The sequence below is a fragment of the Vogesella amnigena genome, assembly GCF_042648905.1.
Taxonomy (GTDB): domain Bacteria; phylum Pseudomonadota; class Gammaproteobacteria; order Burkholderiales; family Chromobacteriaceae; genus Vogesella; species Vogesella amnigena.
Genome location: NZ_JBHRYH010000005.1, coordinates 24,511 through 46,568, shown reverse-complemented (window position 1 = coordinate 46,568; position 22,058 = coordinate 24,511). Strand labels below are relative to the sequence as shown.

22 protein-coding genes and 4 tRNA genes are annotated in these 22,058 nt (G+C 65.0%); 11 read left to right on the top strand and 15 right to left on the bottom strand.

All coding sequences use genetic code 11. The features are described from left to right. Positions 1 to 24: 24 nt before the first annotated feature. From ACFOKJ_RS01975 to ACFOKJ_RS01945, 7 genes are read right to left on the bottom strand one after another with little or no spacing between them, the layout of a single operon-like run. On the bottom strand, positions 25 to 1,044 hold the full coding sequence (locus ACFOKJ_RS01975; RefSeq protein ID WP_390276317.1) for a quinone-dependent dihydroorotate dehydrogenase: 1,020 nt from the start codon (positions 1,042 to 1,044) through the stop codon (positions 25 to 27). Positions 1,045 to 1,103: 59 nt separating this feature from the next. Next, positions 1,104 to 1,697, bottom strand: a complete 594-nt coding sequence (locus ACFOKJ_RS01970; RefSeq protein ID WP_390276316.1) for a malonic semialdehyde reductase — start codon at positions 1,695 to 1,697, stop codon at positions 1,104 to 1,106. A gap of 23 nt (positions 1,698 to 1,720) precedes the next feature. Beyond that, positions 1,721 to 2,515, bottom strand: coding sequence for a flagellar motor protein MotD (motD, locus tag ACFOKJ_RS01965; RefSeq protein ID WP_390276315.1), 795 nt, complete (start codon positions 2,513 to 2,515; stop codon positions 1,721 to 1,723). 25 nt (positions 2,516 to 2,540) lie between these two features. Then, entirely contained in the window at positions 2,541 to 3,467 is a 927-nt protein-coding gene (locus ACFOKJ_RS01960) for a S49 family peptidase (RefSeq protein WP_390276314.1), read from the bottom strand. A 14-nt stretch (positions 3,468 to 3,481) separates the two neighbouring features. Continuing rightward, positions 3,482 to 3,844, bottom strand: a complete 363-nt coding sequence (locus ACFOKJ_RS01955) for a Rieske (2Fe-2S) protein (RefSeq protein ID WP_390276313.1) — start codon at positions 3,842 to 3,844, stop codon at positions 3,482 to 3,484. Continuing rightward, the gene (locus ACFOKJ_RS01950; RefSeq protein ID WP_390276312.1) at positions 3,823 to 4,479 is read right to left on the bottom strand and encodes an HAD-IA family hydrolase; all 657 of its coding nucleotides are present in this window, start codon (positions 4,477 to 4,479) and stop codon (positions 3,823 to 3,825) included. Before ACFOKJ_RS01950 ends, ACFOKJ_RS01955 begins: the two co-directional genes overlap by 22 nt. Further along, positions 4,469 to 5,410 (bottom strand): RluA family pseudouridine synthase, encoded by a 942-nt coding sequence (locus tag ACFOKJ_RS01945; protein ID WP_390276311.1) that lies wholly within the window; start codon positions 5,408 to 5,410, stop codon positions 4,469 to 4,471. Before ACFOKJ_RS01945 ends, ACFOKJ_RS01950 begins: the two co-directional genes overlap by 11 nt. 523 nt (positions 5,411 to 5,933) lie before the next feature. Here ACFOKJ_RS01945 and rne point away from each other — a divergent pair. The 6 genes from rne to ACFOKJ_RS01915 all read left to right on the top strand — a co-directional run bounded on the left by rne (position 5,934) and on the right by ACFOKJ_RS01915 (position 10,413). Continuing rightward, the gene (gene rne, locus ACFOKJ_RS01940; protein WP_390276310.1) at positions 5,934 to 8,918 is read left to right on the top strand and encodes a ribonuclease E; all 2,985 of its coding nucleotides are present in this window, start codon (positions 5,934 to 5,936) and stop codon (positions 8,916 to 8,918) included. Between the two features lie 92 nt (positions 8,919 to 9,010). Further along, positions 9,011 to 9,086, top strand: a tRNA-Asn gene (locus ACFOKJ_RS01935). A gap of 26 nt (positions 9,087 to 9,112) precedes the next feature. Continuing rightward, positions 9,113 to 9,188: transfer RNA gene (locus ACFOKJ_RS01930), tRNA-Asn, on the top strand. Positions 9,189 to 9,233: 45 nt separating this feature from the next. Beyond that, positions 9,234 to 9,309, top strand: a tRNA-Asn gene (locus ACFOKJ_RS01925). Between the two features lie 45 nt (positions 9,310 to 9,354). Continuing rightward, positions 9,355 to 9,430, top strand: a tRNA-Asn gene (locus ACFOKJ_RS01920). 116 nt (positions 9,431 to 9,546) lie between these two features. Further along, on the top strand, positions 9,547 to 10,413 hold the full coding sequence (locus ACFOKJ_RS01915) for a substrate-binding periplasmic protein (protein ID WP_390276309.1): 867 nt from the start codon (positions 9,547 to 9,549) through the stop codon (positions 10,411 to 10,413). Between the two features lies 1 nt (position 10,414). On the opposite strand, the gene ACFOKJ_RS01910 is transcribed toward ACFOKJ_RS01915, so the two are convergent. The 4 genes from ACFOKJ_RS01910 to cadR form a co-directional block, all read right to left on the bottom strand. Next, positions 10,415 to 11,155 carry a substrate-binding periplasmic protein gene (locus ACFOKJ_RS01910; RefSeq protein ID WP_390276308.1) on the bottom strand — a complete coding sequence of 247 codons (741 nt, stop codon included), beginning with the start codon at positions 11,153 to 11,155 and terminating at the stop codon, positions 10,415 to 10,417. Positions 11,156 to 11,240: 85 nt separating this feature from the next. Further along, entirely contained in the window at positions 11,241 to 12,143 is a 903-nt protein-coding gene (locus ACFOKJ_RS01905) for a DUF2145 domain-containing protein (RefSeq protein ID WP_390276307.1), read from the bottom strand. A 6-nt stretch (positions 12,144 to 12,149) separates the two neighbouring features. After that, entirely contained in the window at positions 12,150 to 12,593 is a 444-nt protein-coding gene (locus ACFOKJ_RS01900; RefSeq protein WP_390276306.1) for a hypothetical protein, read from the bottom strand. A 136-nt stretch (positions 12,594 to 12,729) separates the two neighbouring features. Then, positions 12,730 to 13,170, bottom strand: a complete 441-nt coding sequence (cadR, locus tag ACFOKJ_RS01895; protein ID WP_390276305.1) for a Cd(II)/Pb(II)-responsive transcriptional regulator — start codon at positions 13,168 to 13,170, stop codon at positions 12,730 to 12,732. A gap of 50 nt (positions 13,171 to 13,220) precedes the next feature. Here cadR and ACFOKJ_RS01890 point away from each other — a divergent pair, with 50 nt between their 5' ends. After that, on the top strand, positions 13,221 to 15,554 hold the full coding sequence (locus tag ACFOKJ_RS01890) for a heavy metal translocating P-type ATPase (RefSeq protein ID WP_390276304.1): 2,334 nt from the start codon (positions 13,221 to 13,223) through the stop codon (positions 15,552 to 15,554). Between the two features lie 4 nt (positions 15,555 to 15,558). Beyond that, a complete protein-coding gene (locus tag ACFOKJ_RS01885; RefSeq protein ID WP_390276303.1) occupies positions 15,559 to 16,014 on the top strand; it encodes a methyltransferase family protein in 456 nt (151 codons plus the stop codon). Between the two features lie 7 nt (positions 16,015 to 16,021). On the opposite strand, the gene ACFOKJ_RS01880 is transcribed toward ACFOKJ_RS01885, so the two are convergent. Both ACFOKJ_RS01880 and ACFOKJ_RS01875 read right to left on the bottom strand, forming a co-directional pair. Next, positions 16,022 to 16,570 (bottom strand): putative metalloprotease CJM1_0395 family protein, encoded by a 549-nt coding sequence (locus ACFOKJ_RS01880; protein ID WP_390276302.1) that lies wholly within the window; start codon positions 16,568 to 16,570, stop codon positions 16,022 to 16,024. 118 nt (positions 16,571 to 16,688) lie between these two features. Next, entirely contained in the window at positions 16,689 to 18,452 is a 1,764-nt protein-coding gene (locus tag ACFOKJ_RS01875) for an ABC transporter ATP-binding protein (protein ID WP_390276301.1), read from the bottom strand. Positions 18,453 to 18,710: 258 nt separating this feature from the next. Between ACFOKJ_RS01875 and ACFOKJ_RS01870 the strand changes: the two genes are divergently transcribed. From ACFOKJ_RS01870 to ACFOKJ_RS01860, 3 genes are all read left to right on the top strand, one after another. Continuing rightward, a complete protein-coding gene (locus ACFOKJ_RS01870) occupies positions 18,711 to 19,190 on the top strand; it encodes an acyl-CoA thioesterase (RefSeq protein WP_390276300.1) in 480 nt (159 codons plus the stop codon). A gap of 130 nt (positions 19,191 to 19,320) precedes the next feature. Further along, entirely contained in the window at positions 19,321 to 19,779 is a 459-nt protein-coding gene (locus ACFOKJ_RS01865) for a GNAT family N-acetyltransferase (RefSeq protein ID WP_390276299.1), read from the top strand. A gap of 51 nt (positions 19,780 to 19,830) precedes the next feature. Continuing rightward, a complete protein-coding gene (locus ACFOKJ_RS01860) occupies positions 19,831 to 20,502 on the top strand; it encodes a TIGR01621 family pseudouridine synthase (RefSeq protein ID WP_390276298.1) in 672 nt (223 codons plus the stop codon). A gap of 1 nt (position 20,503) precedes the next feature. Here ACFOKJ_RS01860 and ACFOKJ_RS01855 read toward each other — a convergent pair whose 3' ends face one another. Continuing rightward, on the bottom strand, positions 20,504 to 20,911 hold the full coding sequence (locus ACFOKJ_RS01855; protein WP_390276297.1) for a hypothetical protein: 408 nt from the start codon (positions 20,909 to 20,911) through the stop codon (positions 20,504 to 20,506). Further along, positions 20,908 to 21,963, bottom strand: a complete 1,056-nt coding sequence (locus ACFOKJ_RS01850; RefSeq protein ID WP_390276296.1) for a GNAT family N-acetyltransferase — start codon at positions 21,961 to 21,963, stop codon at positions 20,908 to 20,910. Before ACFOKJ_RS01850 ends, ACFOKJ_RS01855 begins: the two co-directional genes overlap by 4 nt. Positions 21,964 to 22,058 lie beyond the last annotated feature (95 nt).

Here is a 22,058-nt window from a genome sequence, read left to right as displayed (position 1 = left end):
GGCATTGTCATTGCTGCCGCAGGCTTAGCGCGCCTGCAGAGCCTTGGCGCACTCGGCGATCAGCTCCGGGCCGCGGTAGATCAGGCCGGAGTACAGCTGTACCAGGGTGGCGCCGGCATCGATTTTTTCCTTCGCGTCTTCGCCGCACAGGATACCGCCCACGCCAATGATGGGCAGGGCGCCGTCCAGGGTGCGGGCCAGCTTGCGGATCAGCTGGGTGGAGCGCTCGCGCACCGGCGCGCCGGACAGGCCGCCAGCCTCGTTTTCCAACGGGTGGCCGGCAATTTCGCTACGCGACAGTGTGGTGTTGGTGGCGATCACCGCATCGAGCTGGTGCTGCATCAGCAGGCGGCCGATGGCGTCGATCTGTTCATCGTCCAGGTCAGGCGCGATCTTCACTGCCAGCGGCACGTAGCGGCCGTACTGGTCGGCCAGCCGCGACTGGCGATTCTTCAGTGCCAGCAGCAGGTCGGACAGTTCATCGGCCTGCTGCAGCTGACGCAGGTTCTTGGTATTGGGCGAGGAGATATTGACGGTGACGTAGCTGGCACACTCGTACACCTTGTCCAGGCAGATCAGGTAGTCGTCCTTGGCCTGCTCGATCGGCGTGGTGGCGTTCTTGCCGATATTGATGCCGAGGATGCCCTTGAAGCGGCTCTGGCGCACGTTCTGCAGTAGGGCATCCACGCCCTTGTTGTTGAAGCCCATGCGGTTGATGATGCCCTGGTGCTCCGGCACGCGGAACAGGCGTGGCTTGGGGTTGCCATCCTGTGGCCGCGGGGTGACGGTGCCGATTTCAATGAAACCGAAACCGAGCGCCGCCAGCGCGTCGATGTGGTCGCCGTTCTTGTCCAGGCCGGCGGCCAGGCCCACCGGGTTGGGGAAGGTGAGTCCCATGGCTTTTACCGGGTTGCGGCCAACCTTGCCTGCTACCAGACCGGACAGCTGCAGCTGGTGCGAAAGATCCAGCATCTTCAGTGTCATTTCATGCGCATTTTCCGCATCGGTCTTGAACAGCAAGGGGCGTATCAGGGGGTAAAGCATGGTGACTCCGGGAAATGAAAACGCCCGGCATTATAACCGGGCGCGGGCAACAGGGGGGATTACACGATCTGGCAGGCGTCTTCGAAGGCAAAGCGCGGTGAGCGCGCATGCAGCCTGCCGGCCTCGCCATAACCCAGATTGATCAGGAAGTTGGCCTTGATATTGCCCTGCGGGAAGAACTCGGCTTCCAGCTTGGCGGCATCGAAACCGGACATCGGGCCGCAATCCAGCCCCAGTGCGCGGGCTGCCATGATCAGGTAGGCACCCTGCAGCGAGCTGTTGCGGAAGGCGGTGCTGTGGATCACCGCATCGTTGCCGGCAAACCAGCTGCGCGCGTCCGGGCTGTGCGGATACAGCTTGCCCAGCTGTTCATAGAACTGCATGTCCATGGCGACGATGACGGTAACCGGCGCCTGCATGGTCTTGTCGACATTGCCTTCCGACAGGCAGGGCTTGAGCCTGGCCTTGGCTTCGGGGGATTGCACGAACACGAAGCGCGCCGGTGAGCTGTTGGCGCTGGTCGGGCCCATCTTCAGCAGATCGAACAGTTCGCGCAGTGTCGCTTCGCTGACCTGGCGATCCTGCCAGTGAGTGTGGGTGCGGGCATCGGTAAACAGTTGGGCCAGGGCGGCTGGTGTGATGTGCGTGGTCATGGAGAGTATCCGGGCGTCAGCGATCAGGGGTTGGAGGAAGGGCTGCCAGCATTTGGTACATCACTTTGCTGCAGCGCAGTATTGGAAATCACGGTAATGGCCACGCGGCGGTTCCTGGCGCGGCCTTCCATGGTGCCGTTGTCGGCGGCCGGCTTGGTTTCGGCGCGGCCAACGGCTACCAGCCGGTCCGGAGCTATGCCGTTTTCCATGAACAGGCGCACGATGCTGCCGGCGCGTGCGGCAGACAGCTCCCAGTTGGACGGATACACCGCGTTGCGGATCGGGGTGTTGTCGGTGAAGCCTTCCACGCGGATCTGGTTGTCCACCATGGCCAGTTGTCGTGCCACGCTGGCCAGCAGCTGCGGCGAATTGCCCAGCGGGGCAGCCTGGCCGGTGGGGAACAGCGCGGTATCGCGAATCTCGATATGGATGCCTTCGTCGTCCTGGTTCATCGACAGCTGGCCGCCCTGGATCAGCGGCGACAGCGTTTTCGACAGGCCGCTGGTGAGGGCCTCCAGTTTCTGCCGTTCGCGGATGCGCGCCTCGCCCTTTACCGCATTGGCAATCGGCTTGGTGTTGGGGACTTCGATCATGGTGTTGGCGCTACCGGACGGCGGGGTAGCCTGAATGGCCAGGCTGCCGCTGCGGAAGGCATCCATCATGGCGCCGGACAGTACCCGGTACTTGCCCTCGTTCACCTGCGAGATCGAATACATCACCACGAAAAAGGCGAACAGCAGGGTGATGAAGTCGGCGTAGGAAACCAGCCAGCGTTCGTGGTTCTCGTGTTCTTCTTCCCGTCTGCGACGTCGTGCCATGTCAATCCTCCAGGCTGGCTGGCGCTTAGCGCCAGCGCAGATCGAACAACGAGCTCACGCTGCCGCGGAAAGCCACGCCAACCTGGCGCGCCACGCGGCTGGCAAAGTCGTCGTCCGGGGTGAAGTCCACAACTGTTTCCGCCTTGATCACTTCGCGCGCCACTGAGTTCACCGAGCCCAGGCCATCGGCCAGGCCCAGCGGCACGGCGCCGCTGCCCAGCCATACCCGGCCGCTGAACAGCTCCGGGTCATTCTTCAGACGTTGGCCGCGGCCCTGTTTCACCACGGCGATGAATTGCTGGTGGATGTCGTTCAGCAAGGACTGGCGAATTGCCTCCTGTTTTGGCTCCTGCGGCGAGAACGGGTCGCCCATGCCCTTGTTGCTGCCGGCGGTGGCCAGGCGCCGCTCAATGCCGAGCTTGTCCATTGCCTTGTTGAAACCAAAGCCTTCCGAGATCACGCCAATGGAGCCGACCAGGCTGGCCTTGTCCACGTAGATGCGGTCGGCGGCGGCGGCAATGTAGTAGCAGCCGGAGGCGCACACTTCTTCCACCACCACGTACAGCGGAATGTTCGGATGCAGCGACTTGAGGCGGCGGATTTCGTCATTGGCTATGCCGGATAGCGCCGGGCTGCCACCAGGGCTGTTGGCGCGAATGATGATGCCGCGGGTATTGCTGTCGTCGTAGGCCTGCTGCAGGCCTTCCAGCAATTTGCCGCTGGCCTGGCTTTCGCTGTCGATGACGCCGTCCAGTGCTACCAGCGCGGTGTGCGCGCCGTTGTGGTTCTCCAGCGCCGGCGTGCTGAACAGGCCGTACAGCGCCAGCAGTGCCACGCCCAGCCACATCAGGCGGAAGAAGGTCTTCCAGCGTCGCGTGCGGCGCTGCTCGATCAGCCCTGCGCTGGCCAGTTTTTCGATCAGCTGGCGTTCCCAGTGCGGTTCCTGTTCCACGTCGATTCCTTATGTCAGCTGGTAGTTTCGGCCAGATAGTATACCTGGCCGTCACATTCCTCTATCCGCAGCTTGAACAGGCTGCGCCCATTGCAGGGACCAGCCACGCACTGGCCGCTTTCCGGTAGGTACAGCGCGCCATGCAGGCTGCAGATCAGGTAGTGGCCGCTGAAGTCGAAGAAGCGGCCGTCCTGCCAGTCCAGTTCGGTGGGCACGTGACGGCAGCGGTTGAGGTAGGCGTGCACCTTGCCTGCATAGCGAATGGCAAATGCGGCGGCAGGGGTGGGCTCGCCGGCCAGCTGCACGGTGAAGCGCACTCCCAGGCCGCCTTCCTGCAGCTGCTCGCTGCAAGCAATCAGTTGCCGGACAGCAGCCATGCCTGCAGTTCGGCAAAACTGTGGAAGATGGCGCGCGGTTCGCAGTCTTCCAGGTCTTCCACCGGGTGGGCACCGTAGCTCATGCCCACCGCCATGGTGCCGGCATTGCGCGCCATCAGCAGGTCGTGAGTGGTGTCGCCCACCATCACCGTGCGGGCCGGCAGCATGCCCAGCTGGTCGGTGATCTGCAGCAGCATTTCCGGGTGCGGCTTGGATTGGCACTCGTCCACGGTGCGGGTGGTGAGGAAGTGCCGGCCAAGGCCGGTGGCGGCCAATACGCGATCCAGCCCGACGCGGCTCTTGCCGGTGGCGACTGCCAGCAGGTAGCCGGCGTCTTCCAGCGCGGCCAGGCCTTCGGCAACGCCTTCGAACAGTTCGATGGTTTCGTCGCCGGACAGGTAGTGGTGACGGTAGGCCTGCACCATGTCCTGGTAGCCGCTTTCCGGCAGGCCAGGGCAGACGTGGCGCATGGCATCCACCAATCCCAGGCCGATGACATGGCTGGCGCGCTCGCGCGGCGGCGTGGGCAGGCCCAGGTCGCGGCAGGCCGCCTGGATGGAATGCACGATATGGGCGGTGGAGTCCATCAGCGTGCCGTCCCAGTCGAACACGATCAGATCAAGTTCATGCTTCATGCGTCAGGGTATCCAGAAAACGGGTCAGTTCCGGCGGCAGCGGCGCGTGCAGGGCCAATGGCTCACCGGTCAGTGGGTGCGGCAATGCCAGGTTGGCCGCATGCAGGAACATGCGCTTGAGGCCGCGCTTCTGCAGCTCGCGGTTGGCGGCAAAATCGCCGTATTTCTCGTCGCCGGCAATCGGGCAGCCGCTGGCCTGCATGTGCACGCGGATCTGGTGTGTGCGCCCGGTGCGCAGCAGCGCTTCTACCAGCGTAAACCCGCGGTAGCGCTGCTGCACGGTGAAAATAGTATGCGCGTAGATACCCTGGTCGGCATCCACGCGTACCATGCGTTCGCCGCTGGGGGTGTGAAAGCGGTGCAGCGGCAATTTGACGTGCTGCACATTGGCCGGCCAGCTGCCCAGCCCCAGAGCGAAATAGCGCTTCTGCGGCACGTCGTTGCGGATCATCTCGTGCAGCTTTACCAGCGCCGAGCGTTTCTTGGCGATCATCAGCAGGCCGGAGGTCTCGCGGTCCAGGCGGTGCACCAGCTCCAGGTAGCGTGCCTCGGGGCGGGCGCGGCGCAGCTGCTCGATCACACCGAAGGACACGCCGCTGCCGCCATGCACTGCGACGCCGGCCGGCTTGTTGATTACCAGCAGCGCGTCGTCCTCGTACACGATGGGAAATTCGCAGCCGGGTACCGCATCCTGTGCCGGGCGTTCCGCCACCCTAATCGGCGGAATGCGCAACTCGTCGCCGCTGGCCAGCTTGGTTTCGGCCTTGGCGCGGCCCTTGTTCACGCGCACCTCGCCGGAGCGGATGATGCGATAGATATGGCTTTTGGGGACGCCGCGCAGCAACTTGACCAGGTAATTGTCCAGTCTTTGCTCGGCGCCGTTTTCGTCCACTTGATGCAGGGTTACAGAATCTTTGCGAATGTCAGTCATAATGCTTATACTTCGTAAGCTTTTTGCCCGAAATTATGGCTTGAAGCTTACCGGATTTGGGGTCGCAGACAGAATGTCCGCGGCGCTGCTGCGCTACACCGACTGGCCGGCTGGCTTAGTGCCAGACCTGACGCCGGTTTCCCGGACGCAGCCAAGGTTGTCTCGCTCACCGCAAAGTAGCGATGTTAATGCATTTACATGCATGACGCACTCACGCCAGATTCCACCCCGCGACAACAAGCCTGTTACGGGGTTCGCAGCAAAGTTTGACCCGGCGTGGCCTGCCGCAACCCATTCGTTCCCGCCAGCATGAAGTCATCCGGAGGGAACAGCATTGATACCGGACAGCCTGGAATCCAGGCGGCCGGGGGCCACGTGACATTAAGACAGGAAGTCGGCTTAGTACATCGTTGTATTGCGCTCTTTACCTAACGCTTCTTTCGGAATGCGCCCATCTCAGACATTGGGCCGTCAAATACTTGCTGTACCCCTTGCGTGAGTGTGCGCACAGGGACTTTTTTTAATGAAACGCATGCTGTTCAATGCGACGCAGGCCGAAGAGCTGCGCGTCGCCATTGTTGATGGGCAAAAGCTCATCGATCTCGACATCGAGACCGTAGGCAAGGAGCAACGCAAGGGCAATATCTACAAGGGCACGATCACCCGCATCGAGCCTTCGCTGGAAGCCTGCTTTGTCGACTACGGCACCGAACGTCACGGTTTCCTGCCGTTCAAGGAAGTTGCCCGTTCCTATTTCCAGAACTTCGATGGCGGCCGTCCGCGTATCCAGGACGTTCTGCGCGAAGGCATGGAAGTGGTGGTGCAGGTGGAGAAGGACGAGCGCGGCAACAAGGGCGCTGCACTGACCACCTACATCAGCCTGGCCGGCCGCTACGTGGTGCTGATGCCGAACAACCCGCGTGGCGGTGGCGTATCGCGCCGCATCGAGGGTGAAGAGCGTCAGGAGCTGAAAGACCTGCTGTCGCAGCTGGAAGTGCCGGGTGGCATGAGCCTGATCGCCCGTACCGCCGGCATCGGCCGCAATCTGGAAGAGCTGCAGTGGGACCTGAACTACCTGCTGCAACTGTGGCGTGCCGTTGACAGCGCCGCCGGTGCCCAGTCCGCGCCGTTCCTGATCCTGCAGGAAGGCAGCCTGGTTATCCGCGCCATCCGCGACTACTTCCAGCCGGATATCGGCGAAATCCTCATCGATACCGAAGAAATCTACGAACAGGCCCGCCAGTTCATGAGCCACGTGATGCCCAACAACGTTGGCCGCGTGAAGCTGTACAAGGACCCGGTACCGCTGTTCTCCCGTTTCCAGATCGAACACCAGATCGAAACCGCCTTCTCGCGCAGCGTAACCCTGCCGTCCGGTGGTGCCATCGTGATCGACCACACCGAAGCCCTGGTTTCGGTGGACGTGAACTCCGCCCGCGCCACCAAGGGCGCCGACATCGAAGACACCGCCTTCCGCACCAACCTGGAAGCCGCGGAAGAGATCGCCCGTCAGCTGCGCCTGCGCGACCTGGGTGGCCTGATCGTCATCGACTTCATCGATATGGAGAACACCAAGAACCAGCGTGACGTGGAAAACCGTCTGCGTGACGTGCTGAAGCATGACCGTGCCCGCGTACAGATGGGCAAGCTGTCGCGCTTCGGCCTGCTGGAACTGTCCCGTCAGCGCCTGCAGCCGTCGCTGGGTGAAACCAGCCACGTGCCGTGCCCGCGTTGTCATGGCATCGGCTTCATCCGCGGTATCGAATCCTCCGCCCTGCACATCCTGCGCATCATCCAGGAAGAGGCAATGAAGGAAAACACCGGTGCGGTGCACGCACAGGTGCCGGTGGATGTGGCTACCTTCCTGCTCAACGAGAAGCGTGCCGAAATCTATGCCATCGAGGCGCGCCTCGATGTGTCCGTGGTGTTGATCCCCAATCTGCATCTGGAAACCCCGCATTACCAGATCGTGCGCGTGCGTCACGACGACCTGGCCGAAATCGGCGATGCGCCGAGCTACCGCCGCGTGGAAATGCCGGAGCAGGATGACGTACTGCCGTTCGGCCAGGACAAGGCCAAGCCGGAGCGTCAGGAAGCCGCCGTCAAGGGCATTACCCCGGCACAACCGGCACCGACCGTGGCCGAGCCGGTAGCGGCGCCCGTTGCGCCGGCAGCTGCCGCCGCTGCGGCAGAAGGTGGCCTGATCGGCAAGATCGTGGGCTGGTTCAAGGGCCTGCTGGGTGAGGCGCCTGCCGCACCGGCCGAAGTGAAGACCGAGGCCAAGAAGCCTGTGGCGCGCGAACAGCGCGGCCCGCGTCAGCGCAATGAGCGCCGTGGCAACGGCAATGGCCAGCAGCGCCGCGAGCGTGACGAGCAGCGTGGTGGCCGTGATGGCAACCGCGAAGAACGTCAGCCGCGCCAGCAGGACGAGCGCCGCCGTGGTGGCCAGCCGCAGGATGCCGCCGCGCGTGACGAGCAGCAGCCGCGCCAGGAACGTGCCCCGCGTCGCGAACGCGAGCCGCGCGAAGCCCGTGAGCCGCGTGAAAATGCCGTGCGTAACGAGCAGGTGGAAGGCGATGCACCGCAGCAACGTGAGGCGCGTGAACCGCGCAATGAGCGTCGCCGCGAGCGCAACCGCGATGCCGGCAAGGAAGCCCAGGTAGCCGCCGCCAACGCCGAAGCCGTGCAGGAAGCCGTGGCCGAGGCAGCCGAGCAGGCCGCTGAGCAAACCGGCAGCGCTGAGCAGCCGCAGGCAGTGGAAGCTGGCGAGCAGCAGCGCGAGCCGCGTGAGCGCCGCCGTCGCCGTTCCCGCCGTGATCGTCGTGATGATGGCAACGTAGCCGAGTCCGGCGAGGCCGCTGCCGGCGAATCCGGCGAAGCTGCTGTTGCGGCCAACGTGGCAGTGGTTGCCGCAGAAACTGCCGCCAGCGAAGTGGCTGCACCGGTAGCTGATGCCGTGGCCGTGGCGCCTGTAGTTGTCGAAACGGCTGCTGTCGAAACGGCTGCCGTCGAAACAGGCGCTGTTGAAGTGGCCGAGACTGTAGCGGAAGTGCCTGCCCAGCAGCCGGCAGTAGCGGCTCCGGCAGAAGAGCCGGCTGAGGTGGTGCAGGAGTTGCAAGTGGTCGCGCCGCAGGTACTGGCTGCCGAAGCCGTGGTGGAACTGGCTGCAGTGGTGCCGCAGGACGCACCGGTTGCCGAGGTGGTGGAAGTCGCCGAGGCCGTGGAGCTGGCTGCAGCAGTCGATGCCGAAGCCGCTGTAGTCGTGCCGGCGGTTGCTGAAGTTGCTGTGGCCCCGGTTGCTGAAGCGAAGCCGGCAGTTGCCGAAGTCGTGGCGCCAGCCGACCTGGGTGGCCTGGTAATGGTTACCACTCGTGCCGCCAGCGAACAGCCGCAAGCTGTTGAAGCTGCAGAAGAACCCAAGGGCAAGCGTCGTCGCGAGCTGGTGCGTGACGTGGCGGAAGTCGCCCCGGTGGAACTGGTGCAGGTACAGACCCGCAACGAAGGCTAAGCGCTGAAAGTACCGTCAGGCCTGAAAAGTTTCCATTTTCAGGCTTGACGAATATCGAAGTGTTACCTAAAATGCGCACCTCTTGAAGCGATTCCCTGATAGCTCAGTTGGTAGAGCGACGGACTGTTAATCCGCAGGTCGCTGGTTCGAGCCCAGCTCGGGGAGCCAGTTTCAAGAAAACGCAGTAAAAATGTTCCCTGATAGCTCAGTTGGTAGAGCGACGGACTGTTAATCCGCAGGTCGCTGGTTCGAGCCCAGCTCGGGGAGCCAAAAGCATTCGAAGTGCTGGCTCGCCAGTATTTCCACAAGTTGTGTTCCCTGATAGCTCAGTTGGTAGAGCGACGGACTGTTAATCCGCAGGTCGCTGGTTCGAGCCCAGCTCGGGGAGCCAAAAGCATTCGAAGTGCTGGCTTGCCAGTATTTCTACAAGTTGTGTTCCCTGATAGCTCAGTTGGTAGAGCGACGGACTGTTAATCCGCAGGTCGCTGGTTCGAGCCCAGCTCGGGGAGCCAAATCATTGAAAAGCCCACGGCAAAGCCGTGGGCTTTTCTTATATCGCGGCCTGCCGCAGCTACCAGGGCTATGCTGATAACACACGAGCATGCCGGCCACGACAGGGGGTGGGGTGATGAAGGCTGAAGGCGCAATCGCCGTCTGGCGCCCGGGCTTGCTCGGACTGTGCTTGCTATTGCTGTCGTCGCTGCTGCACGCGGCGCAAACGCTGCATTATTTCCCGGCGGGGCCGATCTATGCCTATCGCTGGAAAGTACTGGAGTTGGCGCTGGCGCATGCTCCGGCCGGAGGCCCCCTGACGCTGCAACCCTTTGCCGGAGAGCTGTCGCAGGACCGTGCCATGCAGCTGTTGCAGGGGGGCGCAGGCATTGATGTGCTGGCACTTGGCACCAATGTCGAGCGCGAGGCGCGCATGCTGCCGGTGAAGATCGATATCAGCCGTGGCATGGTGGGATTCCGGGTGCTGATCATCCGGGCGGCCACCGTGCAGCGCTTTGCCGGGCTGGATCTGGCTGGCCTGCGCCGCTTGCATTTTGGCCTCAACGAGGCCTGGGCGGATGTGCCTATCATGGAGGCCAATGGTTTGTCGGTGGTGAAGGCCTCCGGCTATGAAAACCTGTTCCGGATGTTGGCCGCAGCACGGTTCGATGCCTTTCCGCGTGGCCTGAACGAGGCGCAGCGTGAGTTGCTGCAGCGCCGCGCGCAATTCCCGCAACTGATGCTGGAGCCTTCTCTGGCGCTGTATTTCCCCTATCCGGTGTATTTCTGGGTGCGCAAGGATAATCCTGCCCTGGCTCAGCGTATCGAGCGTGGCCTCAAGCTGGCGCTGGCGGATGGTTCGCTGCGCCGCTTGTTCGAGCAGTACCACGCGGTGGAAATTGCAGCGCTGCGTGCACATCCGCGTCGCGTGCTGCAGCTGAACAACCCGATACTGCCAGCGGGTGACCCGCTGCCGGATACCAGCTGGTGGTGGCGGCAGTGATTCAGGGTGGCAGGGTGGCCTGCTGCAGGGTGCTGGCGATGATCCGGCGGCTCTCACCGCTGCGCTGCATCTGCTGCAGGGTGCGCTGCAGTGGCTGGGTGATAGTGGGGCTGGTGCCATGGCTGGCGGCCAGATAGACGTCGAAGCGCTGCAGTAGCGGGCCACGCTGCAGGCTGTCGGCGGGCAGACCTTGCTGTTGCTGCAGCATCTTCACCAGCGGGCCGGGCAGCGCCAGGTAGTGCACGCTGCCGTGTTGCAGCAGGCGCAGGCAGTCGGCATGGCTGTTGGCCTGTAGCAGATGCGCTGCCGCGAAGCCGGCGGCACGTAGTGCTTCCAGATTGGCATCCTGTCTTACCGTGCAGATATTGCAGCAGTCCCTGGCCTGCGCCAGGCTTTGGCTTGCCATGCCGGGGCGGTGCCACAGATATACCGCCACGGTGTCCAGCCGTGCCAGCCACTGGTACTGCGTTTCGCGCTGGCTGGTGCGTGCCACGGCAAACAGCAGGGTATCCGGCCGTACCCGTGCCTGCGCCAGGCTGCGTGCCCACGGGTAGACTTCGATACTGTCCGGCAGCCCGCTGCGCTGCAGGGCGGTGCGTACCACGCGGGCATAGGCGCCATCTGCCTGCTGCGGGTTGTGCAGGGTGGTATAGGGTGGCCAGTCTTCGGTCACGGTCAGCAGTGGGGCGGCTTGTGCGGACATGGACAGCAGTAGCCAGCCAAGCAGAATGCCTGAGCGCATGCGACACCTCGGGGGGAGAGTTGCCGGACAGCTTTCAGTGTGGCCTACCGCGGGCGACAGGCAAGAAAAATGACGCTGGCAGCGCTCAGCCCAGCTGGCGGACTTCGTCCTGCGCTGCCGGCACGCAGCCTTCGGCAATATTGTCCCAGCCGCGGTGAATGACCAGCTGCCTGCCGCGAGCGCACAGTTCCAGCCGCTGGCTGTCCGGCCATTGCTGGCGCACGAACTGCTCGATGGCCGCCGGCAGGCTGACCTGGTACTGCCGTGCCGACAGGTTGGCCGCAGGGTGGTCGCTGTTGTGCAGCAGCGGTACCAGCCAGGCTGCCCATACCATGAAGCCGTATTTCACATCCACCTGGCTGGGCTGGTAGCGCTGTGTCTGCAGCCACTGCTGCGCGGCGGCGCGTGGCGGAGCATCGGCAGGCGGCCGCCCCCAGGCGCTGGCCAGCAGCTCCAGCAGCCACTGGTTGCAGTTCTGGTACTGCGTGGAGAAAGCATAGGCATTGGCGCTGTAGTCGGGGGACAGCACCGCCATCGCCCGCTGCCGGTCCAGCGCGGCGCTGCTCACCGCCTGTTCTGCCTCCGGCGGCAACAGCAATATCGATGCGTATACGCTGTCCTGCTGCCGGCTATCCAGCACGAAGCCGGACAGGCCCTGATCGTACAGGTGCGGCTGCTGATCATCGCAGGCGTAATACAGCTGCCGTACCGACCACGGCGTGTTGGGGCTGTGCTTCAGGCTGATGCCGGCGTGGCTGTAGCGTATGCCGAAGCGGGCCAGGTCCAGCCCGGCGCGCGCCACGATGGCAGCCTCATGGCCGGACTGTTCCAGCTGCTCGCGTACGGCGGCGCCAAACAGCAGTAGCTGTTCCTGCTGGCCGGGGCTCTGGCGCGCTGGCCGGTCACAGAACAGCCGCGAGCCGGCATGTGCCGCTGTCGTGACGAGCAGCACCAGCGCCAGCAGGCTGCAGCGGAAGACAAGTGCCATTGCCGCTCAGGAAACGATTTTCGGTTGCAGCTCCTGCAGCCAGGCCTGGTCCAGCACCAGCACAAACGGCGTGGTGGCTTCGGCCTCGGCAAAGGCGAGGCCGTAGGGGCGCTTGCTGGCGGTAACGATGTCACCCTTGGCGACGCGGTTCTGGCCGCCGGCCGCCGGCACGAACAGGAAGAACGGCGCCTGCTGCGCATCGCCAGCTGCCTGCAGGGTCAGGCGGGTGTGGCCCGGTTTGTCTTCGGCCTGTGCCACGGCGATGACTTTGTAGTCACCTTCCGCCACATTGATGGCCTTGGATGAGCCGCGCACGGAATCGGAAATGCTGCCTACGGTAGTGCTGATGCTTTCCGACACGGAGTACAGCGAGGCGTGGGCGATGGAGGTGCACAGCAGGCTGGCGCTGACCGCCAGAGCCGCCAGCAGGGAAAAACGGGGCAAGGTCATTACTGAATCCAGGTTGAATGTTTCCGGTCTGTAGCCGCCTGGTGGCAATTTATTAATAAATTTTAACAAGTTACAGCATCATGCGGCCAACGGTCGGCAACTATACAAGCAGCCGGGCGTGCGGCCAAGTGCCGGCTCAGGGCTGGTCGCTGTCGGCATGGCAGGCACAGCCATCGCCGCTGGCGGCATGTTCCAGGGTCTTGAGAATGCCGCAGTCGGCCACGGTATGCGGCGCATCGCAGCGCGCACGCAGGCTGAGCAGCTGCTGCTCCAGCCGCTGCAGGCTGGCGATCTGCTGCTGGATGCGGCCAAGCTGCGCATCCAGCAGCGCGTTGATGTCGTCGCAGGGTGCGGCGGACGGGTGTAGGTGGTAATCCTGCAGGCGGCGAATATCGGCCAGCGACATATCCAGCGAGCGGCAGTGGCGGATGAAGGCCAGTTGCTCCAGATGCGGTGGTTCGTAGCGGCGGTAGCCGCTGGCGGTGCGGGCCGGTGCCGGCAGCAGGCCCTCGCGTTCGTAGTAGCGGATGGTTTCGGTATCGCAACCGCTCTTTTTTGCCAGTTCGCCGATTTGCATGGCTGTCTCCGGAATCTATGCTTGACCTTATAGTAGCTACAGGGTTTGCAATGCTGCAAATCACTGCGGAGACCACCATGGCCAAATGCTGCCAACCCGGTAACGGGGCATGCCAGAGCGACGCGACGCTGTTGCCGCTGCAACAGCGGCACGACCAGGCACCTGAGCCTGAGCATGACCATCACCATCACCACGACCATCATCATGATCATGCACACGGCCACGGCCATCAGCACGCGCACGACGCCTGCGACGCTGCTGCCAGCGTGGCACCGGCTGCGGCGCCACCTGCGGGCAGCCAGCCGTGGCGGCTGGCGATTCCGGGCATGGATTGCCCCACCGAGGGTCGCATGGTGGAAAAGGCATTGCATGGCATGGCCGGCGTGCTGCGGCTGGACTTCAACTACATCGAGCGCACGCTGATCGTGCACCAGCAGGGCGCCAGCCTGGCCGCCGTGCAGCAGGCGCTGGCAGCTACCGGCCTGGCCGCCGAGCTGCAGCGCGATGCGGCCAACCTTGCTGCCCCGGCGCAGCCTGCGCGCTGGCCGCTGCTCGTCTCCGGCGCACTGGCACTGCTGGCGGAGGCACTGGTGTTTGCCGGCCAGGCGGAAACCGGCTGGCCGGTGGTGGTGCTGGCGGCGGCATCGATGCTGCTGGGCGGGCGCAGCACCGCACGCAAGGGCTGGTACGCGCTGAAAAGCCGCAGCCTGAATATCTACTTTCTGATGAGCCTGGCGGTAGCCGGCGCCATGCTGCTGGGGCAGTGGCCGGAGGCGGCGATGGTGCTGTTCCTGTTTGCGCTGTCCGAGCGGCTGGAGGCGATGTCGCTGGCGCGCGCCGGCGCGGCGGTGCGCGCACTGATGGCGCTCAAGCCGGAGCTGGCCTGGGTGCAGCAGGGTGAGGATTGGCAGCAGGTGGCGGCGGACAGCGTGGCCGTTGGCCGCATGGTGCGGGTGCGCCCCGGCGAGCGCGTGCCGCTGGACGGGCACATCGTCAGCGGCCGCAGCGATTTTGACGAAGCGGCGATCAATGGCGAAAGCCTGCCGCTGGCCAAGGGGCCGGGCGATGCCGTGTTTGCCGGCACCATCAACGGTGCCGGGCTGGTAACGGTGCAGGTAACTGCCGCTGCCGATGGCAGCCTGCTGGCGCGCATCATCGCCCGCGTGCGCGACGCGCAGGCCGGCAAGGCGGCTACCCAGCGTTTCATCGACCGCTTTGCCGCGGTGTACACCCCGCTGGTGGTGGCGCTGGCCGTGCTGTTCGCCGTTGCCGCGCCGCTGGCCGGCTGGCTGCCGTGGCAGCAGGCGCTGTACCAGGCGCTGGTGCTGCTGGTGATTGCCTGCCCGTGCGCGCTGGTGATCGCCACGCCGGTAACGCTGGTGTCGGCACTGTCCGCCGCTGCGCGCCACGGCATGCTGATCAAGGGCGGCGCGGCGCTGGAAACCGCCGCCCGCGTGCGGGTGGTGGCACTGGACAAGACCGGCACGCTGACACGCGGCCAACCGGTACTGGCCGACATCCGCTGTCTGGCTGCGGTGCTGGAGCAGCACCGCGCGCTGCAGCTGGCCGCCAGCCTGGAGGCGCACTCCACCCACCCGCTGGCCCGCGCGGTGCTACAGGCGGCGCAGCAGCAGGGCATTGCGCTGTTGCCGGCCGAGGGCTTGCAGGAGCTGGCAGGCGAGGGCGTCATCGCCAGCATCGGCGGCGTACGTTATGGCCTCGGCAATGCCAGGTTGGCCGCAAGGCTGGGGCTGGATGCCGCCGCGCTCGACGGTAGCGAGCATGACAAGCGTGGCGGCATGCTGCTGTGCCGCGATGGTGAGCTTCTGGCCACGCTGCAAGTGGCGGACAGCCTGCGTCCAGAGGCGGTGGCGGCGGTAGCCGCCTTGCAGCGCCAGGGCATGCGCCTGCTGGTGCTGTCCGGCGATCACGCGGCGGAAGTGGAGCGCATCGCCGCCGCCGCCGGTATTGCCGATGCCGCTGGCGCACTGCTGCCGGAAGACAAGCTCGCCAGCATCCGGGCGCAGGCAGGTCACGGCGCGGTGGCGATGGTGGGCGATGGTGTCAACGACGCGCCGGCGCTGGCGCAGGCAGATCTGGGCATCGCCATGGGCGCGGCCGGCAGTGACGTGGCGCTGGAAACCGCGCAGGTGGCGCTGATGGAGGATCGCCTCGACAAGCTGCCGCAACTGTTCGCCCATGCCCGCCGCAGCATGGCGGTGCTACGCGCCAATATCGTGCTGGCGCTGGCGATCAAGGCGGTATTCTTCGTACTGGCGCTGGCCGGTGTGGCCAGCCTGTGGATGGCGGTGTTTGCCGATGTCGGCGCCAGCCTGCTGGTGATTTTCAACGGCCTGCGCCTGGCGCGGGCAATCAGGGAGTAAGACTATGCGCTGGCTGGAATGCCGGGTGCCACCGCCGCTGGTGGGGTTGCTGTGCGCACTGTTGATGTATGGCCTGCATGGCTGGCTGCCGCAAGCCGTCATGCCCTTGCCGGCGGCACTGGCATGGCCGCTGGTGGCGCTGGGGTTGCTGCTGGACGGCAGCGCGGTGCTGAGTTTTCTCCGCCTGCGAACCACGGTGAACCCGCTGCGGCCGCAAAACAGCAGCGCGCTGGTGGTAAGCGGCTTTTACCGCATCAGCCGCAACCCGATGTACCTGGGCATGCTGTGCCTGTTGCTGGCCTGGGCACTTTGGCTGGGCAACTGGCTCAGCGTCTTGGGGCCGCTGCTGTTCGTGCTGTGGATCAGCCGCTTCCAGATAGCGCCGGAGGAGCGCGCGTTGGCCGCACACTTTGGTGACGGCTATCGCGCCTACTGTCAGCGGGTGCGGCGCTGGTTGTAGCCCTGGTTCAGGCCTGGGTGTCGATGCCGTTGCCCAGCGTATTGCTGTCGGTGGAGGCGGGCTGGTAGGCCTGGCTCACCTTGCCCTGTTGCTGCCGTTGCTGTGCCTGCTCGGCCAGCGCCTGCAGCTCCATCTGCCGCGCGCGGGCGGCTACTGCCAGATCGGTGCCGGATGGCTGGGCCGGCGCCAGTGCGGCGCGCTGGATGGTACGGGCTTTTTCGGCGGTATCTTCCGGGCTGCGGCCGGGGGAGACATCGATACGCACATTGCCGCCGATGGCATAACGCACGCCATCGGGGCCGGTCTGGTAGTCGTAAGCCGGGCCGCTGACGCCGATACCGCTGGCCGCTGCCAGATGGGCCTGCTCATGGGCGCGCACTTCACGGTCGCGCCGTTGCAGTTCGCGCTGCAGTACCTTGTCGTCTTCGCTCAGCTCGCCGGTCTGGCTGTTGTTGCTGCGGCCGGGGGAGCGGGCAGCAATCGACGACAGCCCGCCCCCGGTGCTGGCCAGGGCAGCACTGGATGGGTACGCAGGCAGGGCGCCGGAAATAGTCATGACGAATCAGCTACTTATGCAGGATGATGTCGTTATGGCACAGATTGCGTGGCAACAGCAAGGGCGGGTGGCTGGCCCTCCCGTGATGTGGTGGCCAGCCCTGCGGCCAAGCTGGTGCTTAGTGGCTGCGCTCGCCGGTCTGCAGCCGCCACAGCGCGGCGTAGCTGCCATCCAGCGCCAGCAGCTGCTCGTGGGTGCCGCTTTCCACCACGCGGCCATGCTCCAGTACGTAGATGCAGTCGGCGTGGCGCACGGTAGACAGGCGGTGGGCGATCACCAGCGTAGTACGCCCCTGCGACACCACCTGCAGCGAGCGCTGGATCGCCGCCTCGGTTTCGTTGTCCACCGCGCTGGTGGCCTCGTCCAGCACCAGAATCTTCGGGTCTTTCAGAATGGCGCGTGCCAGTGCCAGCCGCTGGCGCTGGCCGCCGGACAGCTTCTGGCCGCGCTCGCCCACCGGCGTGTCGTAGCCCTGCGGCAGGCGGGCGATGAACTCGTCGGCCTCGGCGGCGCGCGCGGCGGCAATCACCGCGTCGCGGCTGGCTTGCGGCATGCCGTAGGCAATGTTGGCCGCCACCGTGCCGTCGGTCAGGAACACGTCCTGGCTCACGTAGCCGATGGCGCGGCGCAGGTCGGCCAGCGCCAGCTGGCGGATATCCTGGCCATCCAGCGTGATGCAGCCGTGCGGCGATTCGTAAAAGCGCAGCAGCAGCTTGATCAGCGTGCTCTTGCCGGAGCCGGTGGCGCCGACAAAGGCCACGGTATGGCCGGCCGGCACCTGCAGCGAGACATCATGCAGTACCGGCTGCGCGCCGTAGCCGAATGACAGCTTGTTGAAAGCCAGCTGGCCGGATACTGCCGCTGCCGGTAATGGCTTGCCGTGGTAGTCGATGGTCAGCGGTGCCGCCAGTACGCCCAGCACACGGTCGATGGCGGTCATCGAGCGCTGGTACAGGTCGGCAATGTCGGCCAGGCCGGTAAGCGGCCACAGCAGGCGTTGCGTCAGGTACACCAGCACCGAGTAACTGCCCACGCCGATGGCGCCAGTCAGCGCCAGATAGCCGCCGTACACCAGCGTCACCACGAAGCCAGCCAGAATCGCCATGCGGATCACCGGGATGATGGCCGACGACAGGCGGATGGCGCTGGCGTTGGCCGCACGGTAGTGTTCGCTGGCTTCGCGGATGTGACTGGCCTCGAACTCCTCGGCGGTAAACGCCTTGATGGTGGCAATGCCCAGCAGATTGTTGTTCAGCCGGCCGTTCACCACCCCGGCCGCCTCGCGCACCGCGGCGTAGCGTGGTGCGATGCGGCGCTGGAACCAGAAGGTGCCGAACAGGATCAGCGGCACCGGGAACAGCGCAATGGCTGCCAGGCTGGGGGCCAGGTAGAAGAACACGCCGCTCACCAGCACGCTGGAGCACAGCACCTGGATGATGCTGTTGGCGCCGCCGTTGAGAAAACGCTCCATCTGGTTGATGTCGTCGTTCAGGATGGACAGCAGATTGCCGGTGCTCCTGTTCTCGAAATAGGCCAGCGGCAGCTTCTGCACGTGGCGGTAGGCATCCAGCCGCAGATCGTGCTGCAGGTTCTGCGCCAGGTTGCGCCAGCGCAGCTGGTACAGGTATTCGAACAGCGACTCGCCACCCCAGATCAGCACGGTGAGCAGGCCCAGCCACAGCAGCTGGTGAAAGGTGTCGGTAATGCCTAGCCGGGCCAGGAAGGAATCCTGCTTGCTTACCACCACATCCACCGCTACACCGATCAAAACCTCGGGCAGGATGTCGAAAAACTTGTTGCAGGCGGAGAACAGGCTGGCAAGATAGGCATCCCGCCGGTAGTGGCGGGCATACTGGAACAGGCGTGACAGGGAAGAAGACATGATGGCGGCGGGCAGTGGTGTGGAGTGCACCATTGTACGCGGCTGTCATCGATAACAAAGCTGGTAGCGCGGCCAAGGCGCCGCGATACCATTTGGGGGCCTCGAAAAGCCCGGATTTCCAAGCGAGACAAGACGCGAACGAAAAACGCCGACGCCGCATATGCTTGATATGTCAGGAGGCGTTTTTTGCGAGCAACGCAGTATCGCAACGAAAGCTGGCGCTTTGCGAGGCACCCAACAGAAAGGACAGGGCAGCAAATGAGCGAACAAACCATGAATCAGCGCGAGCTGAGCATGTCGGTACTGATGACGCCGGACATGGCCAACTTCTCCGGCAACGTACACGGCGGCGTGCTGCTGAAGCTGCTGGACCAGGTGGCCTACGCCTGCGCCAGCCGCTACGCCGGCTGCTACGTGGTAACGCTGTCGGTGGACCAGGTGCTGTTCAAGCAGCCGATCCACGTGGGCGAAATGGTTACCTTCTACGCCAGCGTCAACCACGTTGGCCGCACCTCGATGGAAGTCGGCATCAAGGTGGTGGCAGAGAACATCCAGCAGCGCAGCGTGCGCCACACCAACAGCTGCTACTTCACCATGGTGGCCTACGACAACGGCCAGGCGGTGGCGGTGCCGCCGCTGTCGCTGGATACCGAAAGCCACAAGAAGCGCTTCCGCGAGGCCGAGATCCGCAAGCAGATGCGGCTGGCGGCACGCAAGATGGAAGAAGCGCTGGGCTAAGAACAGACCACGATCTCGCGAGCTTGTGCGAGACAAGGCGAAAATGACTGAGAAAGCGGAATTTACACATGGTAAATGAGCATTTCGAAGGCGTACTCACCGCATGATGTTTTGCTATGCGTAGCAGATCGTGAGCAGGTCAGTGCTGTTCCCGGTACCGGAGCAGGATAAATCCGTCGCCTATGCCGTCTACCGCGACGGCATGCGCGCGGTGGTGGGGCAGGTGGCAGCGTGGAACGAAGCCGAGCAGCGGCTGCGCTTTGCCGACTGCTTCGCCCGCGGCACGCTGTTCTGGTTCCGCCGCCACGGGCAGGATCAGGCATTGCTCTGCCTCACCCGCGAGCCGCATGGCCTGCATCTGCATCTGATCGTGGTGCTGGGCGGCTACCGCCGCCGGGGCGTGGGGCGGCAGGCGATGGCGGCGGTGCATGCACTGTGCCGGCCAGGGCAGCAGGTGACGCTCAGCTGCTTCCGCCACGACAAGGCGGTGCGTGCCTTCTATACCGAGCTGGGCTACCGGCTGCATCTGGCCGAGCCGCACCACCTGCAGCTGGTGTGGCGCGAGCAATGGCCGGAGTGCTTGCCCTGAGGGCGCGGCATGGTGACAATGCCGGCCGTTCCCGCCCCGAAAGCCTCCCCCATGTTCCAGCTCATCGCCACCGACCCCCGTTTCTACGTCATCGCCAAGGCGCCGGGTGTCGGCTTCCACCGCGAGGGAGATGAGCCCGGCCTGCTCGACATCCTGCGCGACGGGCTGCAGGACGCGGCGCTGTGGCCGGTGCATCGGCTGGACAAGGTCACCTCCGGGCTGATCGTGGTGGCGCGCAGCCAGGTTGCGGCTTCCGCACTGGGCGCTGCTTTTGCCGGTCGCGAGGTGCAGAAGTACTACCTGGCGTTGTCCGACGCCAAGCCGAACCGCAAGCAGGGGCTGATCAAGGGCGATATGGAAAAGGGCCGAGGCGGGGCGTGGAAGCTGTGCCAGAGCCAGGCCAACCCGGCGGTCACCCAGTTCTTCAGCCACTCGCTGGCGCCGGGGCGGCGGCTGTTTATCCTGCGCCCGCGCAGCGGCAAGACCCACCAGCTGCGGGTGGCAATGAAGTCGCTGGGCGCGCCGATACTCGGTGATGCGCTGTACGGCGGCAGTGCCGCCGACCGTACCTATCTGCATGCTTATGCGCTCAGCTTCTTGCTGGATGGCGAATCGTTCAGCTTCTGCAGCCCGCCAGTGCATGGTGAATGTTGGCCGCAAGCGCTGCTGGCCGACTATCTTGCGGCCAACCCGCCGGCGGCGCTGCCGTGGCCGCAGTTGTAGCCTAGCGCGGCTCCGGCGGAATGCCGCTCTGCCGCCGCGCCGCCACTTCGAACGGATTGTCCCAGTACGGGCGACGACCGCGCAGCCATTGCCACAGGCTGGCTGCCGGGTAGGCCAGCAGCATCAGCACGCCCCAGCGCTGGAATTGCCGTACGTGCACCTGCTCATGCGGACGCAGTGCCGCCAGGGTGGCCAGATCCAGTCCCAGGATCACGTGGCCGAGGGTGATGGCGGCAAACGGCAGCCGCCGCAGCCAGCGCCAGGGCGGCAGCGCCACCTCCAGCGCGCCCTGTTGCCGGCGGATGCGACCGCCGCAGGGCAGCAGCAGGGCGGCCAGCAACAGCCCCGGCAGCGAGCAGGGCGCTGCCCACAGGTAGGCGGCGAGCTGGCGCAGCTGCCGTCTCTTCATGCTGACTTGACTGTCCGCGCCATCAACAGGCAGTTGTGGTAGCTGCCATGGCGCAGGCCGTCGCCGCGCAGCATGGCTTCGCGGGCAAAGCCGTATTTTTCATACAGCGCAATTGCTGCGGCGTTGTCGCTGAACACTTTCAGCTGCAGCCGGCGGTAGGGCAGGTAGTCGCCCACCTGTTGCAGCAGTGCCTGCAGCAGCGCGCTGCCCACGCCCTGGCCATGCTGTGCCGGATGCACGGTGATGCCCAGCTCGGCGATATGCGCCAGCCGCGGGTTGTCACCGGGCTGCCAGATGGCGGCATTGCCGATGATACTGCCGGCGGCATCCTGCGCCACCAGGCTGTACTTGCTGTCGCTCAGCCGCTGGCGCCAGGCTTTTTCGTCCGGGTAGGGCAGTTGCAGGGTATTGCTCTGTGTGCTGTCGTGCGCCATCAGCGCGGCCACGCCGGCGGCGTCGCCTGGCTCGCTGTGGCGCAGGCTGAACGGCTGGCGCGGCGCGACCTGGCGCAGCGTGCTGCCGGCTGCAGCATCGGCGTTGGCCGCATGCTCGCCGGGGCGAAAGCGCAGCCGCGCCATCAGCACCGCATCCTCGTACACGCCTTCGCGCAGATTGAAGCCACGCGCCACGCCTTCGTGCTCGAAACCGTAGCGCTGGTACAGCGCGATGGCGCCGTGGTTGTCGTGTACAGCATCCAGCTCGATGCGCTTGAGATCCAGCCAGTTGTCGGCGTAGTCCAGCACCGCGCGCAGCAGGGTGCCGCCCACGCCCTTGCCCTGCCAGTCGTCGCGCACCATCAGGAAGAACAGCGCGGCGTGCCGGCGCCGTGGCGGGGTGTTGAGGTGCAGGCCGCCACAGCCCACCAGCTCGCCATCCGGCGTACAGGCCACCAGTGCGTGGATGTGCGGCGGAAAGTTGTCCAGCAGCTGCTGCACGCTGGCCAGCGACTGGAACGGCTGTTGCAGGGTGTTGCGTACCACGCCGGGGCTGGTGCGCAGGCGGTGCAGCGCGGCGGCATCGCGGGGGGCAAGGCGGCGGATCTGGTAGTGCATGGGCGGCTTTCGACGTTGCCGGGTGCGGCAGCGGTTGGCCGCACCCAAGGCCATAACCATGCCATGCGAATGTAAATGGCGGCAACTGCCCGGCC

What these genes read in the sequence shown, in the direction of transcription:
- ACFOKJ_RS01905 (WP_390276307.1), bottom strand. Translation starts at nt 12,143, where the DNA reads ATGGCACTTGTCTTCCGCTGCAGCCTGCTGGCGCTGGTGCTGCTCGTC.
- ACFOKJ_RS01900 (WP_390276306.1), bottom strand. Translation starts at nt 12,593, where the DNA reads ATGACCTTGCCCCGTTTTTCCCTGCTGGCGGCTCTGGCGGTCAGCGCC.
- ACFOKJ_RS01885 (WP_390276303.1), top strand. Translation starts at nt 15,559, where the DNA reads ATGCGCTGGCTGGAATGCCGGGTGCCACCGCCGCTGGTGGGGTTGCTG.
- ACFOKJ_RS01955 (WP_390276313.1), bottom strand. Translation starts at nt 3,844, where the DNA reads ATGGCTGCTGTCCGGCAACTGATTGCTTGCAGCGAGCAGCTGCAGGAA.
- ACFOKJ_RS01850 (WP_390276296.1), bottom strand. Translation starts at nt 21,963, where the DNA reads ATGCACTACCAGATCCGCCGCCTTGCCCCCCGCGATGCCGCCGCGCTG.
- ACFOKJ_RS01915 (WP_390276309.1), top strand. Translation starts at nt 9,547, where the DNA reads ATGAAGGCTGAAGGCGCAATCGCCGTCTGGCGCCCGGGCTTGCTCGGA.
- ACFOKJ_RS01880 (WP_390276302.1), bottom strand. Translation starts at nt 16,570, where the DNA reads ATGACTATTTCCGGCGCCCTGCCTGCGTACCCATCCAGTGCTGCCCTG.
- motD (WP_390276315.1), bottom strand. Translation starts at nt 2,515, where the DNA reads ATGGCACGACGTCGCAGACGGGAAGAAGAACACGAGAACCACGAACGC.
- ACFOKJ_RS01870 (WP_390276300.1), top strand. Translation starts at nt 18,711, where the DNA reads ATGAGCGAACAAACCATGAATCAGCGCGAGCTGAGCATGTCGGTACTG.
- cadR (WP_390276305.1), bottom strand. Translation starts at nt 13,170, where the DNA reads ATGCAAATCGGCGAACTGGCAAAAAAGAGCGGTTGCGATACCGAAACC.
- rne (WP_390276310.1), top strand. Translation starts at nt 5,934, where the DNA reads ATGAAACGCATGCTGTTCAATGCGACGCAGGCCGAAGAGCTGCGCGTC.
- ACFOKJ_RS01945 (WP_390276311.1), bottom strand. Translation starts at nt 5,410, where the DNA reads ATGACTGACATTCGCAAAGATTCTGTAACCCTGCATCAAGTGGACGAA.
- ACFOKJ_RS01860 (WP_390276298.1), top strand. Translation starts at nt 19,831, where the DNA reads ATGTTCCAGCTCATCGCCACCGACCCCCGTTTCTACGTCATCGCCAAG.
- ACFOKJ_RS01970 (WP_390276316.1), bottom strand. Translation starts at nt 1,697, where the DNA reads ATGACCACGCACATCACACCAGCCGCCCTGGCCCAACTGTTTACCGAT.
- ACFOKJ_RS01950 (WP_390276312.1), bottom strand. Translation starts at nt 4,479, where the DNA reads ATGAAGCATGAACTTGATCTGATCGTGTTCGACTGGGACGGCACGCTG.
- ACFOKJ_RS01855 (WP_390276297.1), bottom strand. Translation starts at nt 20,911, where the DNA reads ATGAAGAGACGGCAGCTGCGCCAGCTCGCCGCCTACCTGTGGGCAGCG.
- ACFOKJ_RS01890 (WP_390276304.1), top strand. Translation starts at nt 13,221, where the DNA reads ATGCTGCAAATCACTGCGGAGACCACCATGGCCAAATGCTGCCAACCC.
- ACFOKJ_RS01875 (WP_390276301.1), bottom strand. Translation starts at nt 18,452, where the DNA reads ATGTCTTCTTCCCTGTCACGCCTGTTCCAGTATGCCCGCCACTACCGG.
- ACFOKJ_RS01910 (WP_390276308.1), bottom strand. Translation starts at nt 11,155, where the DNA reads ATGCGCTCAGGCATTCTGCTTGGCTGGCTACTGCTGTCCATGTCCGCA.
- ACFOKJ_RS01975 (WP_390276317.1), bottom strand. Translation starts at nt 1,044, where the DNA reads ATGCTTTACCCCCTGATACGCCCCTTGCTGTTCAAGACCGATGCGGAA.